Genomic DNA, 16068 nt, shown 5'->3' with positions numbered 1-16068 from the left:
CCAGCATTTGCTGGCGTTTTTTTATGCCCGGTATTCAGCTCCGAACATTTTCGATTTCAAAGATTCAAACGTTTGCGTAATCCTTCGACATAATTCTGCCATTCATTCAGCACCTCTCGCTGAAACGATGTAGCCGTATTACTCCATTGGGCTGCGGCTTCTGCAAAAGTTTCCAACGTATTTGGCGCCCCCCACTCGGGTGCTGACAAACGTTGCTGACAGAATATTCGCCAGCGTTCTTGCTCTTCGAAATTCAACGTATCGGGGAAGTTGCGTGCGCGATATCGAAACAATAATTCGGGCAATCGCTCATCATCGAAGGGCCATTGTTGTTGCGCTAATTGAGCAGGGTCGGCAGACCTGACTTGCTCACAAAGACGCCGATCCCGATCACCGATAAAACCATCGTACAACTGTTGCTCCGGGTCTTGGCTCGGGGTGAACGCTTCGCTGGCATAAATCGCCTGCACTTTATCTCGCCAAATTGTTTGTGCGTCACTTAGCCGCAGCGCGCGCTCTTGGTAGAGCGACATATCCAGCTCCAAACGTTGCTGATCTTCAGAGCGAAGTACCGCCAACGGCGCCACCACCGGACATTTATTGATGTGGATAAGTTTGAGCGGCACCGGCAACTCGCCCTCGGCCAAGTCATCGCGGCGGGTATACAGCCGTTGACGCAAAGTGTCGGCATCCAGATCGAGCAAGCCCTGAGGATCCAGGTGCAGATCACAGACAATCAAGGCGTTCTTGTTGCGCGGGTGCCAGGCCAAAGGCAATACCACACCGACATAATTACGCGCCGCCGAAAAGCGTCCGGAGATGTGCACCATCGGCTGCAAGAGACGAATCTGATCCATCACCTTTTGTTTACCGCGCAACTGAAACAACCAGTCATATAACTTTGGCTGTTTTTCCCGGATCAGACGCGCCAGGGCGATAGTGGCGCGAACGTCCGACAGCGCTTCGTGAGCATTTCCGTGATCAATGCCATTGGCGGCAGTCAGGCGTTCGAGCTTGAGCGTTATCCGCCCCTCGTCGTCCGTCGGCCAAACGATGCCGTCAGGGCGCAAGGCATAGGCTGCACGCACCACATCGATCAGGTCCCAGCGACTATTACCGCCCTGCCATTCGCGCGCGTAAGGGTCGAAAAAATTTCGGTAAAGACTGTAACGGGTCATCTCGTCATCGAAACGCAACGTGTTGTACCCCGCCCCGCACGTGCCGGGCGCCGCGAGTTGGGCATGCACCCGGGTCATGAAATCGGCTTCGCTCAAGCCTTGCTCGGCCAGTCGGCCGGGGGTGATACCGGTGATCGCACAGGCCGCCGGATGGGGCAGGATGTCTTCACTGGGCTGGCAGTAAAGGTTGACCGGCTCGTCTATTTCATTGAGATCGAAGTCAGTGCGAATCCCCGCCATCTGGAGCGGGCGGTCGCAACGGGGGTTGATGCCAGTGGTTTCATAGTCGTACCAGAAGATAGAGGTCACGGGCTATTCCTGAACTGAAGATCGGCGAAGTCTAGGCGTTCACATCCCGCCCCGGCCAGTAATCTTGTCATTCAATCACCTCTGGCCACGTGCCGTGCAATACATAGTTATGTCGTTTTCCCTCGAGAGGCTGCTAGCATCGGACGGACATCGAATCCCGAACAGGCCACATCAAGGTTGCCCATGCTCGAGACCACAGCACTGCCAAGGAACGCGACGCTGTCCCCGCCACTGGATACGCGGTATCAAGTCGAAACGCCGGAAGGCATCGACCTGCCACTGCGCCCGGCCGGGTTGATGGTTCGTGCGCTGGCGTTCGCCATCGATCTCGGGCTGCGCGGGTTGATCGTCGGCCTGCTGTTTATTGTCCTGGCGTTCCTCGGGAAACTCGGTGCAGGGCTCGGCTCGATTCTGTTGTTCGTGGTGAGCTGGTGGTACATGGTGCTGTTCGAAGTGCTCAACCAGGGTCGTTCGCCAGGCAAGCAATGGATGGGCCTGCGGGTGGTGCAGGACGATGGCACGCCGATCGGCTGGTCTGCTTCGCTGCTGCGCAACCTGCTGCGATTTGTCGACATGCTGCCGTTCGGCTATTTCCTCGGCGCCATCAGTTGCCTGCAACATCCGACCTTCAAGCGCCTCGGCGATCTGGCCGCCGGCACGCTGGTGATCTACCGCGAACAACCGCTCGCCCGACCACAACTGCCCACCGTCCAGCCCCGACGCCCGACCTTTGCGCTAACGCTGACCGAACAGCACGCCATCCTCGGTTTTGCCGAGCGCCAGGGTGAACTCTCTGAAGCACGGGTCAAAGAGCTGGCGGCGATTCTCGCGCAACCGTTGCAGGTGTCGGCGCCAGGGGCCGTGGATGAACTCAATGGCATCGCCCGTGGCTTGTTGGGCCCGACATGAAGCAAAGCCTTTTCGAAAGTCGCCACAAGGCCGAATGGGCGCAATTTACCCTCGTGCTTGAACAGCTGGAGCAAGGCAAGCAAGCACAGCAAGTCGCCAATTTCCCCAGCGATTATCGTCGTCTCTGCCAGCATCTGGCGCTGGCCCAGGAACGGGGTTACAGCAGCTTCCTGATCGATTTATTACAGCAACAAGTGCTGCGCGGGCATCAACAGCTTTATCGCCATCGCAGTCGACTGGGGGCCAACGTGCTGGGCTTCCTCCTGGCTGACTTCCCGCGACTGGTGCGCGAACAGTGGCGTTTCGTGCTCGCCGCCAGCCTGATGTTTTTTGGCAGCCTGATTGGCTTCGCGTTGCTGGTGTATCTGTTCCCCGACCTGGTCTACAACCTGATCCCGGCCGAGCAGGTCAGCGAGATGCAAGGCATGTATGACCCCGAGGCCGGTCACCTGGGGCGTTCGGCAGAACGGGCGGCCAGTGAAGACTGGGTGATGTTCGGTTACTACATCATGCACAACATCGGCATCGCCTTTCAGACCTTCGCCAGCGGCTTGCTGTTTGGCTTGGGCAGTGCGTTTTTCCTGTTCTTCAACGGTTTGATGATTGGTGCGGTGGCCGGGCACCTGACGTACATCGGCTACGGGCAAACCTTCTGGCCATTCGTGGTTGGCCACGGCGCCTTCGAACTGAGTGCCATCGCCCTGGCCGGTGCCGCCGGCCTGCAACTGGGTTGGGCGTTGATCGCACCGGGGCGCCTGCCTCGCTCCGAAGCCCTGCGATTGGCGGCCCGCAAAAGCGTGCTGCTGATTTGCGGGGTCATGCTGTTTCTGCTGATTGCGGCGTTTATCGAGGCTTACTGGTCGTCCACGATCGGGGTCGCGCCCATGACCAAATACCTGGTCGGTGCAGCGCTCTGGTTGTTGGTGGCGACTTATCTGCTGTTTGCCGGACGGACCCGCCATGCGCCTGAGTGACGCCACGGCTGTCATCCGCCCGCGCACCACTTGGGAAGCCATGGACCTGGGCGTCCTGCTGAGCCAACGACACCGGCGTCTGCTGATGACCAGTTGGGCCCTCGTGACCTTGCCGGTTTTCGCCCTGCTCAGTTGGGTGCTATGGGATTCGCCCTCCCTCGCCGTGTTTATTTTCTGGTGGCTGAAACCGGCGTTCGACCGCCTGCCGCTGTACATCCTGTCCAAAGCCATGTTTGGCGAAACGCCCACCCTGAAACAGACGTTGCGCCAATTTCCGCGGCTGCTGCAACCGCAGCTGCTGGTGAGCCTGACCTGGCGGCGCCTGAGCCTGAGTCGCAGTTTTCTGATGCCGGTGGTGCAACTCGAAGGGCTCAGTGGTGAGCCACGACAACAGCGCTTGCAGGTGCTGTTGCAGCGCAACGCCGGTGCCGCGCGTTGGCTGACCATCATCGGCGTACACCTGGAAACCGCGCTGTGGATCGGCCTGATGGTGCTGTTCTACATGTTCTTGCCGCAACAGGTCGAACTCGACTGGAGCTGGCAGACCTTGATCACCGCCGCCACACAGGACTGGCGATGGCTGGAACACCTGACCAACGCCTTTTACGCACTGGTGCTGATTGTCTGGGAACCGGTTTATGTCGCCTGCGGCTTCAGCCTTTATCTGAACCGGCGCACGGTATTGGAGGCCTGGGATATCGAGCTGGTGTTCCGCCGCATGCGCCAACGCTTGAGCAGCGCCGCCGTCCCCGTGCTGCTGGCAGCATTCCTGTTGATGCCGACAGCACAAACCGTGTGGGCCGCCGAGCCAGTCATTTCACCCGACACCCCGCGTCTGCTGGACCAGCCACTGACCAGTCAGGCCTCCCGGGACAGCATCAAGGCGATCCTCGATCAGCCTCCGTTCAAGAATAAGGAATCGGTCACGCGCTATCGTTTTGGCGAGGACCAACCTGCCACCGACAAGGCGGACGATGAACCAACAACCGAATGGCTGGAGGCGCTGCTCAAGCTTCTGGACAACCAACGCTTCGGCGCAGCGGCCACCCTGATTGAAGTGGTGTTGTGGGGTGTCGTGATCGGTGCCATCGGTTTATTGATCTGGCATTACCGTGACTGGATGCAAGCCTTCGTCAGGCGTCGACCGGCCTTGAACAGCAAGGTCACGCGGCCGTTACCGCAACAGGCTTTCGGCCTGGACCTCAACCGCGAAACCCTGCCCGCCGACATCGCCGCCAGCGCCGAACGCCTCTGGCAAACCCAACCCCGCGAGGCCCTCGGATTGCTCTATCGCGGTCTGCTCAGCCATTTGCTGCACGACTTCAACCTGTTGCTCAAACCCGCCGACACCGAAGGCGAAGTTCTTCAGCGCATCGAACACCTGCACCAACCTGCCTTGCTGGCCTTCAGTAAAAGCCTGACCGGGCACTGGCAGAACATGGCCTACGGGCATCGCCTGCCTCCCGCACATTTGCAACAGGAACTCTGTGACGGCTGGCGGGCGTTGTTCGGCCCGGGAGCGTTGCATTGAACCGGCGACACTGGCTGGCGGTCGGCGTGTTCATCGCCGTGCTATTGGGCGCGCTGAGTGTTTATCTGTACGTCAAGGCGACGCCCTATCAGGCAGACATCGATCACGGCCCCTCGCCCGAAGCCCAGGCCAATCCCTATCTCGCTGCCGAATATTTCCTGCGCAAACAGGGCCTGACGGTGAACCACGCCAACAGCCTCGACATCCTGCCCACCCTGGAGCCGCATCAGCACAGCCTGTTATTGCTCGGAGACCGCGACAACATGACTCCGCGCCAGGTCGATCAGCTGTTGAACTGGACCCGGGCCGGCGGGCGACTTTTGTTTGTTGCCCAGTCGCTGTGGGATGAAAAAACCGGCCAAAGCAACGACCTGTTGCTCGACCGGGTGCAACTGCACCAGTCGCTGAGCAAAGACCTCAAGGACCCGCCGCACACTATCGATGACGATCCTTATCCCAAGCTGACCAAGTTGTATCTGGAAGACGAAAACGCGCCGGCCTACGCCGGTTTCGATACCGCATTCCATCTCGAAGACCCGAAAAACCTCGCGCAAGCCTGGGCCAACAGCGGCAAGGCCACGCACATGATGCAGCTCAATCACGGGCTCGGTTCGATCATCGTGGTCACCGACGCCGACCTGTGGAAAACCCCGGCCATTGACCAGTACGACAACGCCTGGTTGCTCTGGTACCTGACCGCGGACACGAACGTGACCCTGCTGTTCAACACCGATCACGACAGTCTGCCGACCTTGCTCCTGCGCTATTTCCCCCAGGCACTGGTCGCCCTTTTTGCCCTGATCGGCCTTGCCTTCTGGCACGTCGGCGTGCGCCAGGGGCCGCTGCTGGAACCGGCCCCCAGGGCCCGCCGTCAACTTCAGGAACACCTGCGCGCCAGCGCCGATTTCATGTTGCGCCGCAACGGTCAGCAACACCTGCTGCAAGCCTTGCAGCACGACATCTTGCGTCGTGTGCGGCGCCGTCATCCCGGTTTCGAACAACTCGGCGTTGCCGAACAATGGCTGGTGCTCGCACGCCTGACCGGCCAACCCACACGCGCTATCAGCCAGGCCATGAGCCCGCGACCGAAACAGCGGCTGTCCAGCGCTGAATTCAGCCGTCAGGTCGCCCACCTGCAAACCTTGAGGAATGCCTTATGAGTGAGATCGAGCCCGGCACACTGAACCACGCTGCGCAGCAACGCCAGCGCGCCAGCCAGTTGGCCCAGGCGGTAAGAACTGAACTGCAAAAAGCCGTGATCGGCCAGAACAGCGTGATCGACGATGTGCTCACCGCCCTGATCGCTGGCGGCCATGTGCTGCTCGAAGGGGTGCCGGGGTTGGGCAAGACGTTGCTGGTACGCGCCCTCGCCCGCTGCTTCGGCGGCGAGTTCGCACGTATCCAGTTCACCCCGGACCTGATGCCCAGCGATGTCACCGGGCATGCGGTGTACGACATGCAAACCGAGCAATTCAAACTGCGCAAAGGGCCGTTGTTCACCAACCTGTTGCTGGCCGACGAGATCAATCGCGCCCCGGCGAAAACCCAGGCCGCACTGCTCGAAGCCATGCAGGAACGCCAAGTCACCCTCGAAGGCCGCGCCCTGCCGATCGCGCAACCGTTCATGGTGCTCGCCACGCAAAACCCCATCGAACAGGAAGGCACTTACCCGCTGCCTGAAGCCGAGCTTGATCGCTTCATGCTCAAGGTGCGCATGGACTACCCCGACGCCGATCAGGAGCTGAACATGGTGCGCCAGGTCAGCCGCTCGACCCGCGCCGACATGCTCGATGTGCAGCCGTTGCGCACGGTGTTGCAAGCCAAGGATGTGCTGGCTTTGCAGCGCATCGCCAGCGACTTGCCGCTGGACGATCAGGTGCTCGATTACGCCGTGCGCCTGGCCCGCTCCACCCGCACGTGGCCGGGGTTGACCCTCGGCGCCGGGCCTCGGGCGTCCATCGCGCTGGTACGTTGCGCCCGCGCCCGCGCCTTGTTGCGTGGCGGCGAATTCGTGATTCCCGATGACATCAAGGGCTGCGTGCTGTCAGTACTGCGCCACCGTGTGCGCATTGCCCCGGAGCTGGACATCGAAGGTCTGGAGGTCGATCAAGTGCTCAAGCAACTGCTCGATCAAGTGCCGGCGCCACGTCTGTGACCATGGTCATGCAACGCCCCCTTGTGGCGAGGGAGCTTGCTCCCGCTCGACTGCGAAGCAGTCGTAAAACAGGCAGACGCGTTTTACCTGACATGACGCGTCGACGGGTTTTGGGGCTGCTTCGCAACCCAGCGGGAGCAAGCTCCCTCGCCACAAAAGGTGTGCGCTGATGAAGCCTTCTCGTCTGTTACTGGTCTGGCTCGCGGTGCTGCTGGCCATCGGCATCGTGCTGGGCGCGTTGCGGGCATTGGAATTCACGGTCCCATCAAGCCTGTTGTCGATCCACTGGGGATTGTTATTGGCGCTGCTGGCCCTGGCGATACTCGACGCCGTCCGTCTCAAACGACTGCCCTCGCCCCGACTCCACCGACAAATGCCTGGCAGCCTTGCACTCGGTCGATGGGGTGAAGTGCGACTGGAGATCGAGCATGATTTTGCCCAACCACTGAACATACAGATTTTCGACCATGTGCCGGACGGCCTGAGCTTCGAAAACCTGCCCCTGTCGGTCGAACTGCAACCCGGCCAGCACAGCCAGATCGGCTATCGGCTGCGCCCGCTAAAACGCGGTCATTTCACCTTCGAACGCTGCGAAATCAGCCTGCCGAGCCCATTGGGTTTATGGTCCGACAAACGCCTGCTCAACGTGGCCGACAGCACCCGCGTCTACCCGGACTTCGCCCGTCTCTACGGCGGCCAACTGCTGGCGGTGGACAACTGGCTCAGCCAACTCGGCGTGCGCCAACGCCAGCGTCGCGGTCTGGGTCTGGAATTTCATCAGCTGCGTGAATTCCGCGAAGGCGACAGCCTGCGCCAGATCGACTGGAAAGCCACCGCCCGCCAGCGCACTCCAATTGCCCGCGAGTATCAGGACGAACGCGACCAGCAGATCATCTTCATGCTCGATTGCGGCCGCCGCATGCGCAGCCAGGATGATGAACTGTCGCACTTCGACCATGCGCTCAATGCCTGCCTGCTGCTCAGCTACGTCGCCCTGCGCCAAGGCGATGCGGTAGGCCTGAGCACCTTCGCCGCAGACCGACCGCATTACCTCGCGCCGGTCAAAGGCACCGAGCAACTCAAGGTCTTGCTCAACAGCGTCTACGACCTCAACAGCACCCAGCGTCCGGCCGATTATCAGGCCACCGCCAACCAACTGCTGGCCCGACAAAAACGCCGGGCGCTGGTGGTGCTGGTAACTAACTTGCGGGATGAAGACGATGAAGAACTGCTGACCGCGGTCAAGCGCCTGAGCAAACAGCATCGGGTGCTGGTGGCGAGTCTGCGCGAAGACTTGCTCGACACGCTGCGGCACACGCCGGTGCAAACCTTGCCGGAGGCGCTGGCCTATTGCGGGACGGTGGATTACTTGAATGAACGGGCGGAGCTTCATGAGCGGTTGAGTGCTCATGGGGTGCCGGTGCTGGATGCTCGGCCCTCAGAGTTGGGGGCCGAGCTGGTGACGCGATATCTGGGTTGGAAAAAAGCCGGAATGATGTAACGGTACCCAGCGTAGAAAATAGCTGCTTCACGACCTCGATAGGAAGTGATAGTGGAACTACTTAAGGACGCGATGCAGCGGTCAACTCTTTCCCAAACAGTTTTGAGCATCGGTCATAACCAACAAACGTTTCGCTCTACACCGAGGAATAAATCATGGATGAGAAAAATCTATTCACTGCAGTGCTAACCCAGATCTCTCAGAACCAGCTGGCAATGGGGGCGGCAATAGAAGAACTAACCAATTGGGTGGAGAAGCAAGGGGCTACTGAAGTCGCAAGTAACATCCGAGGGGCGCTCCAAACGCTAGATCGAAACCAAAAATTTATCTCTCTGGCGCTTATCTCTGTGTCCACCGACTTTAAAGAAGTACAGCCCCCGAAAAAACCACACTCTGATGAGTGACAAAAACTTTCAACTTTTGCAAATATCGCCCGACAATTTCTCAAAATTGTCGGGCGCTCTGTGATGAAGGAATTGCTTGGTGGCATGACAAATGTTCATCGTTGGACGGCTCTTTTCCTACTCGAATATTCGAGCAAACGACATCGACTACAAAACCAAGCGCCTCTGCCTACAACTAGCAGCGGCCCTGGCTGACTATTGAAGATGGCCGTTCAACCTTAAGGTTCTCCTGTCTCTACCCATTAGCGATCCAAAGGAGTTAACCCGATGTTCAAACCTCCACCCGAAAAATTCGAATCCATCCCCCGTTCGCCCTACGCCACCCTCGACCCTAATAAGCTCCACGCCGCCGCCAAAAAGGCTCTGAAACACTACCTAAAACAAAACAACACCAAAAACCGCTTTACCGACGAACGCACTACCGAGGAACGAGCCATGAAGATGTTCACAGTTGTGTCCGATGCCAACCCCGAAGCCTTGACCATCGAGACCTACGAGACCTTTTCGACTGTCAGCATTCTGCTGCTGGACCTGGCCGAAAGCCTGGACGACAAGCCGCGACATCTGGCGATGGCGATTTATCAGTTGAGTGAGTTGGGGTTGATGCTGGTGGAGCGGTCGCTGGCGAACGAGGCGGCGATCAAGGTGACCTGAGCTTAAATATCAGGCGCCTGCGCTAACGCCTTCGCGGGCAAGCCCGCTCCCACAGGTTCGGTGGTGTACGCCAACATTTTGTTCGACGCGATCACTGTGGGAGCGGGCTTGCCCGCGAAGGCGCCAGTACAGGCACCGCAGGGCATCACGCAGAAGCAGGCAGCGGCTGAAAACTGAAGTATTGCTTCAAGGCGCTGACCAGTTGCCCATACTCCGGCGGTGCCCGTTGCAGGCTGAACCCGGCGTCGTAATGTTGAGGGGTCGTGTCTTCATGGCACCACAAACAACACCCCTGAAGATCGATGACCTGCATGCAGCCATCGCTGTCGGGGATTTTCAGACGCAAATCGAAATCGGCGCCGATCATCATCGGCAGCTGGCTGATCAGCATCAGCCCGTCTTCGGACACGTTGCCCAGAAAGCCGATGGGTTTGTCGGTGACGCTGTTGAACACTCTTAGAAAATACGGCAGTTGATGCCGCTCGATCCGGCGGTCAGTAAACATGCGCAAATGGCCCAGCAAGGCTCTTAAGCAGAGCCGCACTAATGCTTCGGAACGAGCCTGCTTCTTTTATATAGAAGCATGGGCGCGCTCTCCCCGATCCCGGTGCGACAGTCCATAACGCCGCTGCCGCTTACGCCTGCCGATCTCAGGTGTTGCGTCGATCAGAGGCAAGGCTCTAAACCGATCTATTCGACTATAGCTCACCACCGCCGGTGAGCCAGCCTTTGAACGATCAGGACCATCAGAACCGCGTCGGGCGCACGACCGCAGCCGCGCTGCGCAGCGGATAGTGGCCCAGCGACTGCAAGGTTTCCAGACGGGCGCGGGCGCGGTAGGCGTATTCACTTTGCGGGTACGCGGCGATGATGAACTGGTAGGTTTGCGCCGCATCGACAAACAGTTTCTGCCGTTCCAGGCACAAGCCGCGCATCATCGATGCTTCCGGCCACACGTAAGGCCGCGCTCGGCTGGCGCGTTCGACTTTGGACAGTTCGAGCATCACCTGCTCGCAATTGCCGCGGTCGTAGGCGCTGTAGGCGTTATTCAAATGATGGTTCATCGACCAACGGGTGCAGCCCGTGACGCTGAGGGCACTGATGGCAAGGGCGGCAATGAGCACGAATCGCATGGGGGTTCTCCTGTCTTGAGCTCTGTATCGACCCGTTGGCGAAAATCTTCAATGATCGGGTGCTGGCAGCATAAGACAGGGAGTAACGAATCACCCGCTTCGGAGTATTGGAAAAACCAACTGAGCCGCCAAGGCTCAGTGGGCTTGCAAATGAACGAAGACGTTCCGGTCATTTGACCGTGAATTTTCGATGTGGCGACGCAGGCGAAGTATTTTGGTTAAGGGTCTGGAATGCCGAAACCGTAATCAACCCCTCCAGGTTTTCATTAGCAGTACCTGCCCAGGTACCGTCCGCCAATACGAGGGTTGTCAATACCAAATGCTGGTCTTCTACCTTTGTAATCTGAACGGTGGCACCTGGAACGCCGGCCCCCTTGAATCTGACTTGGTTTTCTACTCTAGCGCCCTCACTCGGTTCATCAATTTTCGGCGCCTTCAGTTCCTGAGTACTTGTAGCCATGTTGTCATCTCCTTGACTCGTCACCATTTGACGAGGCTCCAGCGCATTCAACCCCGCGCTCAAGCGCCCGCCTACCTGTTAGAACTAACAGTGCCGACAAACGGTAGGTCTATTGAATCGGTGCGGCTGAAAACTTTCGGGATTGTTCGTTTCAAGAAACAAACGAATAAGTAGTGCAAACGAACAATGACTACAACCAGAGACCATAGTAGCCTCACCCAGCGCTTGAACTCAGGAGTCTATGCATGTCCGTCCGTCGCACCAAAATCGTCGCTACCCTTGGCCCGGCCAGTAACTCGCCGGAAGTTCTCGAACAGCTGATTCTGGCTGGCCTGGACGTCGCCCGCCTGAACTTCTCCCACGGCACCCCCGACGAGCACAAGGCTCGCGCGAAGCTGGTGCGAGACCTCGCTGCCAAGCACGGCCGCTTCGTCGCCCTGCTGGGTGACCTGCAAGGCCCGAAAATCCGTATCGCCAAATTCGCCAACAAGAAGATCGAGCTGAAGATCGGTGATCAATTCACCTTCTCCACCAGCCATCCTCTGACCGAAGGCACCCAGACCGTCGTCGGCATCGACTACCCGGACCTGGTTAAAGACTGCGGCGTAGGCGACGAGCTGCTGCTCGACGACGGCCGTGTGGTGATGCGCGTTGATACCGCCAATGCCACCGAACTGAATTGCACCGTACTGATCGGCGGCCCGCTGTCCGACCATAAAGGCATCAACCGTCGCGGTGGCGGCCTGACCGCTCCGGCCCTGACTGAAAAAGACAAGGCCGATATCAAGCTCGCTGCCGAGATGCAGGTCGACTACCTCGCCGTGTCCTTCCCGCGTGACGCCGCCGACATGGAATACGCCCGTCAACTGCGCGACGAAGCCGGCGGTACCGCCTGGCTGGTGGCGAAGATCGAACGCGCCGAAGCCGTGGCCGACGACGAAACCCTCGACGCCCTGATCAAAGCCTCCGACGCCGTCATGGTGGCCCGTGGTGACCTGGGCGTGGAAATCGGCGACGCCGAGCTGGTGGGCATTCAGAAGAAAATCATTCTGCACGCACGCCGCCACAACAAGGCTGTGATCGTGGCGACCCAGATGATGGAGTCGATGATCCAGAACCCGATGCCGACCCGCGCCGAAGTGTCCGACGTAGCCAACGCCGTGCTGGACTACACCGACGCCGTGATGCTCTCGGCGGAAAGTGCTGCCGGCCTGTACCCGCTGGAAGCGGTGCAAGCCATGGCGCGCATCTGCATCGGCGCTGAAAAGCACCCGACCAGCAAGACCTCCAGCCACCGCATCGGCAAGGTCTTCGAAAGCTGCGACCAGAGCATCGCGTTGGCGGCCATGTACACCGCCAACCACTTCCCGGGCGTTAAAGCGATCATCGCCCTGACCGAAAGTGGCTACACGCCGTTGATCATGTCGCGCATCCGTTCCTCGATCCCGATCTACGCGTTCTCCCCGCACCGCGAAACCCAGGCCCGCGCGGCCATGTTCCGTGGCGTCTACACCGTACCGTTCGACCCGGCATCGCTGCCGCCTGAGCAAGTCAGCCAGGCCGCGATCGACGAGTTGCTCAAGTTGGGTGTGGTCGAGAAAGGCGACTGGGTCATTCTGACCAAGGGCGACAGCTACCACACCATCGGCGGCACCAACGGGATGAAAATCCTGCACGTTGGCGACAAGATGGTCTGAGTGACCGGTTGCTGAAAAACAAAAGCCCCGCCCTGTGAATGGCGGGGCTTTTTGGTTTCCCTATGATCGTTCCCACGCTCCGCGTGGGAATGCAGCCCGGGACGCTCTGCGTCCCAAAGCCGAACGCGGAGCGTCCGTTGAGGCATTCCCACGCGGAGCGTGGGAACGATCGGCTAGTGTTTACTGATGAACGCTGACAACGCCGCAATCGCTTCCGCCGAGCGCAGCCGTTGAGTGAACTGTGCGCTCTCTTCTTCTATAGCCTTGCGCAGTTGTTCGCGGTCCGCGGCGTTCATCAATGGGCTGACCGGCTCATCCTGAATAACAACTGACCGTCACACGTTCACCGTTACCTTCAGTGGTACCGACGGTGATGATATTCGCGTCGTGCTGTCGTAGCGTTGCCGCAGCGATAGATACCCTGGGTTCCCCTCGGATAACGCCCTCTTGTCCAAAACGACTATCCAATTGTCCGGAGGGCAGGTAGCGGGCGATGGCATACCGGGTTATGCCTTCCGATGTTTGGCCGCCGCCGACCAGTGTGAGGTGTTGGTTCTGGACAATGACATCGCGCCAGATCACATCCATTTGCGGGATGGACAGCAGGGCAGGCATTCCATTGTTGAACTGCGCATCCGGTTGGCCTTCGGTGTCGATAACCGATAGAAGCCCACGGCCGGTATACCACGCCCCGCCCAGATGTCCTGCGCCGACCGTTTTGCCGTCCTGGGTGAGGGCTATCGGTCCCAGATAAGTGTTTACCCCTGGAATCTCGACCGTGGCATAACCTAGCTCTCCGAATGTCGCGTCGATGCCCCCGTTTTCATGAACCCGTGTCATAAAACTGAACGTGTGTGTACGTATTCGCGTCGTACCGGCGACCAGGTAACGGCCATCGGCTTGCACGGCAACACCTTCAAGCGTCGTCAGCCCAGTGTCTTTGTAAGGGACAGGGACATAGCCTCCGCTATTAAATGTGGTGTCCAGAGAACCATTGGGTTCAAGTCGAATCAGCAGCCCTTCGTATCGGTCGTTCACTATCCTTTGAGGGGTGAGTGTCAGGAGTATTTTATCGCCGGCCAACACCGTTGAATGGCGGCAGAATCCTGTTTGCAGCTCGTCTTGTCCGGCAGGTTTGAGCTGGACGATTTGTTGTCCGTTCTGGCCAAAGGTCGTATCTGCACTGCCATCGCGATGGAACATGGCCAGTGCCGGGTACGTGCGCATTGATGTCGTCTTCTCTGCGACGAGTAGAATTCGACCATCGCGCAGCAGGTGCAGATCAGTCACCGGGGTGATCTCGTTATCCTGGCCGAACTCTCCAATGACGTATCCATCGATACCAAAGGTCATGTCTGGCGAGCCATCTGGCTGGAGACGAGCCAGCCCGAAGCCGGGGCCAGTGCGAAATCCAACGACGATTTTATTGTCGGGTTGTATTTTTACAGTTTCGCCATAGCCTTCAACACTCAAGTAAATTCGGCCGCCATCGCCGAAGCCGGGATCTAGATCGCCAGAAGCTAAAGGTGACTGGTTGTGTACGTTGGACATGGTCCTGCTCTCCCGACTGAGGATGATGACAATCGTGCCCGAGCCCTTTCGGGCCTGGGTGAAGGGCTACGCCAGGTAACGCAGGATGGCTGATTTTTGCGATTGATCGTCAGCCGCGAGCAGCGTCTTATTGTCGGTCTGCAGCGTCATTGCAGTGACACCATCACCTTTGTCGAAACCGGTACGGGCCCAACCCGATCCGTTGAACACAGGATCCAGGGTGCCATTGCTCTGGAAACGAGCGACAACGCCGTCGAAGTGAATGGCGTCTGAACCCTGTATGGCTCCCGCCACGACGATCTTCCCGTCGGTTTGCATCGCAGCACCTACCCAGCTGGTCGGTTTATCGTCCAGTTGCGTGTAAACCGGGCGCGCGCCATTGAACTGGATGTTTGGACTTCCATCTGGCTCAAGACTCACCATCACGCCTTCATAGGGAGTGGAGAGAACTTCGCCAATAGCGAGAATTCGTTGATTAGGTTGCATCGACATCTGTGTGAAGCGCAGGCGTTTGTCGTCAGAGGGAGAGGAGGCAACGAGAACGAAGCCGTCTTTACCAAAGGTGCGATCCAGGCTGCCGTCCGTGTTGTAACGAGCGACAAAAGCATTTTTTGATTGGTTAAAACTGCCACAGGCCAGGTACTGGCCGTCTGCTTGAAGCAATACGTTGTCAATCAATACCGGCTGATCAGGTGCGTCAGGGTGGCTCAAGGTAATGTAGCCAACACCATTGAAACTCAGATCCAGTGAACCGTTGCTCTGGAGTCTGAAAATCGCTCCTACCCGGGGACGATAGGTGCATACCAGGATTTTACCGTCGGGAAGTACCTGGGCAATGTCTGATGCCTGGCGTGTCGGGGTCATTGCCGTTTGATCCGGTGGGTCAATGGCAGTGGCAAGCGGGGTGTCGATGATCACTTTACCCCCAGTGCCAAAATCTGGATCAAGGCTGCCGTTGTGGTTGTAGCGGGCCAACGCCGGGACGTACGCGAGGTACAGATCTACACGGGTTGAGGCTTGAAGAAGAATGCTCCCGTTTTCAAGAAGGGTAATGGTACTGCCAGCGGAGTCGGGTTCACCTGCGAACGAGTCAATGACAAGACCATGGGTGCCGAATGTCGGGTCAGGCGATCCATCGGCATTGAGGCGTCCGAGCATATATCCGGCATGTTCGTTAGCGATGTAACTCCCGGTGAAATAGATTTTTCCATCGGCCGCCACAGTCAGTCCCTTGATGGTGGCGCTTATCGCTGCGTCGAAGTCAAGGTGGACCTTGCCGTTTACCCCAAAGGCAGGATCGAGCGTGCCAGAGAGCAGGTCTTGTGCTGACATTGTGTTCTCCTTCAAATAATGAATGATCACCGGGGGGTTAAAGGACTGCGCCGGGTCAGAGCATCTGAACAGTGAAGGTGGGGGCCGTCTACTGTCAGACTTGACAGTAGACGGCCCGTGTTTTTTCAGGTTTTGGGCGCACATACGCATAAAGCCCCGCCATGTGAATGGCGGGGCTTTTTGGTTTCTGATCCGGGATGTGTATTTGCCTGACCTGGCCTCATCGCGAGCAGGCTCGCTCCCACAGGGGTTTGGTTGAACTGGCCTCGGATTTTGTGTA

15 protein-coding genes and 1 pseudogene are annotated in these 16068 nt (G+C 58.6%); 9 read left to right on the top strand and 7 right to left on the bottom strand.

Annotated elements, in window-relative coordinates; all coding sequences use genetic code 11:
* Positions 1 to 56: 56 nt before the first annotated feature.
* The gene (sbcB, locus tag AC3WP4_RS12105) at positions 57 to 1487 is read right to left on the bottom strand and encodes an exodeoxyribonuclease I (RefSeq protein WP_074879526.1); all 1431 of its coding nucleotides are present in this window, start codon (positions 1485 to 1487) and stop codon (positions 57 to 59) included.
* A 183-nt stretch (positions 1488 to 1670) separates the two neighbouring features.
* Here sbcB and AC3WP4_RS12100 point away from each other — a divergent pair, with 183 nt between their 5' ends.
* From AC3WP4_RS12100 to AC3WP4_RS12065, 8 genes are all read left to right on the top strand, one after another.
* Positions 1671 to 2396 carry an RDD family protein gene (locus tag AC3WP4_RS12100; RefSeq protein ID WP_102615371.1) on the top strand — a complete coding sequence of 242 codons (726 nt, stop codon included), beginning with the start codon at positions 1671 to 1673 and terminating at the stop codon, positions 2394 to 2396.
* Positions 2393 to 3370, top strand: coding sequence for a stage II sporulation protein M (locus AC3WP4_RS12095; protein WP_102615370.1), 978 nt, complete (start codon positions 2393 to 2395; stop codon positions 3368 to 3370). Before AC3WP4_RS12100 ends, AC3WP4_RS12095 begins: the two co-directional genes overlap by 4 nt.
* Positions 3357 to 4901, top strand: a complete 1545-nt coding sequence (locus tag AC3WP4_RS12090) for a DUF4129 domain-containing protein (RefSeq protein WP_102615369.1) — start codon at positions 3357 to 3359, stop codon at positions 4899 to 4901. The genes AC3WP4_RS12095 and AC3WP4_RS12090 overlap by 14 nt, the downstream gene beginning before the upstream one ends.
* Entirely contained in the window at positions 4898 to 6061 is a 1164-nt protein-coding gene (locus AC3WP4_RS12085; protein ID WP_102615368.1) for a DUF4350 domain-containing protein, read from the top strand. Before AC3WP4_RS12090 ends, AC3WP4_RS12085 begins: the two co-directional genes overlap by 4 nt.
* A complete protein-coding gene (locus AC3WP4_RS12080; RefSeq protein ID WP_102615367.1) occupies positions 6058 to 7056 on the top strand; it encodes an AAA family ATPase in 999 nt (332 codons plus the stop codon). Before AC3WP4_RS12085 ends, AC3WP4_RS12080 begins: the two co-directional genes overlap by 4 nt.
* Before the next feature lie 169 nt (positions 7057 to 7225).
* Positions 7226 to 8557, top strand: coding sequence for a DUF58 domain-containing protein (locus tag AC3WP4_RS12075; protein ID WP_102615366.1), 1332 nt, complete (start codon positions 7226 to 7228; stop codon positions 8555 to 8557).
* Positions 8558 to 8712: 155 nt separating this feature from the next.
* Positions 8713 to 8961: a hypothetical protein gene (locus tag AC3WP4_RS12070; RefSeq protein WP_046049686.1), complete on the top strand. Its 249-nt coding sequence runs from the start codon at positions 8713 to 8715 to the stop codon at positions 8959 to 8961.
* 267 nt (positions 8962 to 9228) lie between these two features.
* Positions 9229 to 9615, top strand: coding sequence for a DUF6124 family protein (locus AC3WP4_RS12065; RefSeq protein WP_102615365.1), 387 nt, complete (start codon positions 9229 to 9231; stop codon positions 9613 to 9615).
* 145 nt (positions 9616 to 9760) lie between these two features.
* Here AC3WP4_RS12065 and AC3WP4_RS12060 read toward each other — a convergent pair whose 3' ends face one another.
* The 3 genes from AC3WP4_RS12060 to AC3WP4_RS12050 all read right to left on the bottom strand — a co-directional run bounded on the left by AC3WP4_RS12060 (position 9761) and on the right by AC3WP4_RS12050 (position 11208).
* The gene (locus AC3WP4_RS12060; RefSeq protein WP_102615364.1) at positions 9761 to 10120 is read right to left on the bottom strand and encodes a PilZ domain-containing protein; all 360 of its coding nucleotides are present in this window, start codon (positions 10118 to 10120) and stop codon (positions 9761 to 9763) included.
* A gap of 241 nt (positions 10121 to 10361) precedes the next feature.
* Positions 10362 to 10748, bottom strand: a complete 387-nt coding sequence (locus tag AC3WP4_RS12055; protein ID WP_008156235.1) for a tetratricopeptide repeat protein — start codon at positions 10746 to 10748, stop codon at positions 10362 to 10364.
* A gap of 169 nt (positions 10749 to 10917) precedes the next feature.
* On the bottom strand, positions 10918 to 11208 hold the full coding sequence (locus AC3WP4_RS12050) for a hypothetical protein (protein ID WP_146011589.1): 291 nt from the start codon (positions 11206 to 11208) through the stop codon (positions 10918 to 10920).
* A 245-nt stretch (positions 11209 to 11453) separates the two neighbouring features.
* Here AC3WP4_RS12050 and pyk point away from each other — a divergent pair, with 245 nt between their 5' ends.
* Positions 11454 to 12905 (top strand): pyruvate kinase, encoded by a 1452-nt coding sequence (gene pyk / locus AC3WP4_RS12045; protein WP_076028423.1) that lies wholly within the window; start codon positions 11454 to 11456, stop codon positions 12903 to 12905.
* 173 nt (positions 12906 to 13078) lie between these two features.
* Here pyk and AC3WP4_RS12040 read toward each other — a convergent pair.
* From AC3WP4_RS12040 to AC3WP4_RS12030, 3 genes and pseudogenes are all read right to left on the bottom strand, one after another.
* Positions 13079 to 13204, bottom strand: a pseudogene (locus tag AC3WP4_RS12040) (enoyl-CoA hydratase); the annotation flags it as partial.
* A gap of 13 nt (positions 13205 to 13217) precedes the next feature.
* A complete protein-coding gene (locus AC3WP4_RS12035; protein WP_102615362.1) occupies positions 13218 to 14456 on the bottom strand; it encodes a hypothetical protein in 1239 nt (412 codons plus the stop codon).
* 66 nt (positions 14457 to 14522) lie between these two features.
* Positions 14523 to 15788 carry a delta-60 repeat domain-containing protein gene (locus AC3WP4_RS12030; RefSeq protein ID WP_158242627.1) on the bottom strand — a complete coding sequence of 422 codons (1266 nt, stop codon included), beginning with the start codon at positions 15786 to 15788 and terminating at the stop codon, positions 14523 to 14525.
* Positions 15789 to 16068: the final 280 nt, after the last annotated feature.

The organism is Pseudomonas sp. FW305-20, from assembly GCF_058788075.1.
This window is presented reverse-complemented; position numbering and strand designations above follow the sequence as displayed.

Coding starts and splice junctions, on each gene's coding strand:
- AC3WP4_RS12100 (WP_102615371.1), top strand. CDS start 1,671: ATGCTCGAGACCACAGCACTGCCAAGGAACGCGACGCTGTCCCCGCCA.
- AC3WP4_RS12095 (WP_102615370.1), top strand. CDS start 2,393: ATGAAGCAAAGCCTTTTCGAAAGTCGCCACAAGGCCGAATGGGCGCAA.
- AC3WP4_RS12090 (WP_102615369.1), top strand. CDS start 3,357: ATGCGCCTGAGTGACGCCACGGCTGTCATCCGCCCGCGCACCACTTGG.
- AC3WP4_RS12080 (WP_102615367.1), top strand. CDS start 6,058: ATGAGTGAGATCGAGCCCGGCACACTGAACCACGCTGCGCAGCAACGC.
- AC3WP4_RS12075 (WP_102615366.1), top strand. CDS start 7,226: ATGAAGCCTTCTCGTCTGTTACTGGTCTGGCTCGCGGTGCTGCTGGCC.
- AC3WP4_RS12070 (WP_046049686.1), top strand. CDS start 8,713: ATGGATGAGAAAAATCTATTCACTGCAGTGCTAACCCAGATCTCTCAG.
- AC3WP4_RS12065 (WP_102615365.1), top strand. CDS start 9,229: ATGTTCAAACCTCCACCCGAAAAATTCGAATCCATCCCCCGTTCGCCC.
- AC3WP4_RS12060 (WP_102615364.1), bottom strand. CDS start 10,120: ATGTTTACTGACCGCCGGATCGAGCGGCATCAACTGCCGTATTTTCTA.
- AC3WP4_RS12055 (WP_008156235.1), bottom strand. CDS start 10,748: ATGCGATTCGTGCTCATTGCCGCCCTTGCCATCAGTGCCCTCAGCGTC.
- AC3WP4_RS12050 (WP_146011589.1), bottom strand. CDS start 11,208: ATGGCTACAAGTACTCAGGAACTGAAGGCGCCGAAAATTGATGAACCG.
- pyk (WP_076028423.1), top strand. CDS start 11,454: ATGTCCGTCCGTCGCACCAAAATCGTCGCTACCCTTGGCCCGGCCAGT.
- AC3WP4_RS12035 (WP_102615362.1), bottom strand. CDS start 14,456: ATGTCCAACGTACACAACCAGTCACCTTTAGCTTCTGGCGATCTAGAT.
- AC3WP4_RS12030 (WP_158242627.1), bottom strand. CDS start 15,788: ATGTCAGCACAAGACCTGCTCTCTGGCACGCTCGATCCTGCCTTTGGG.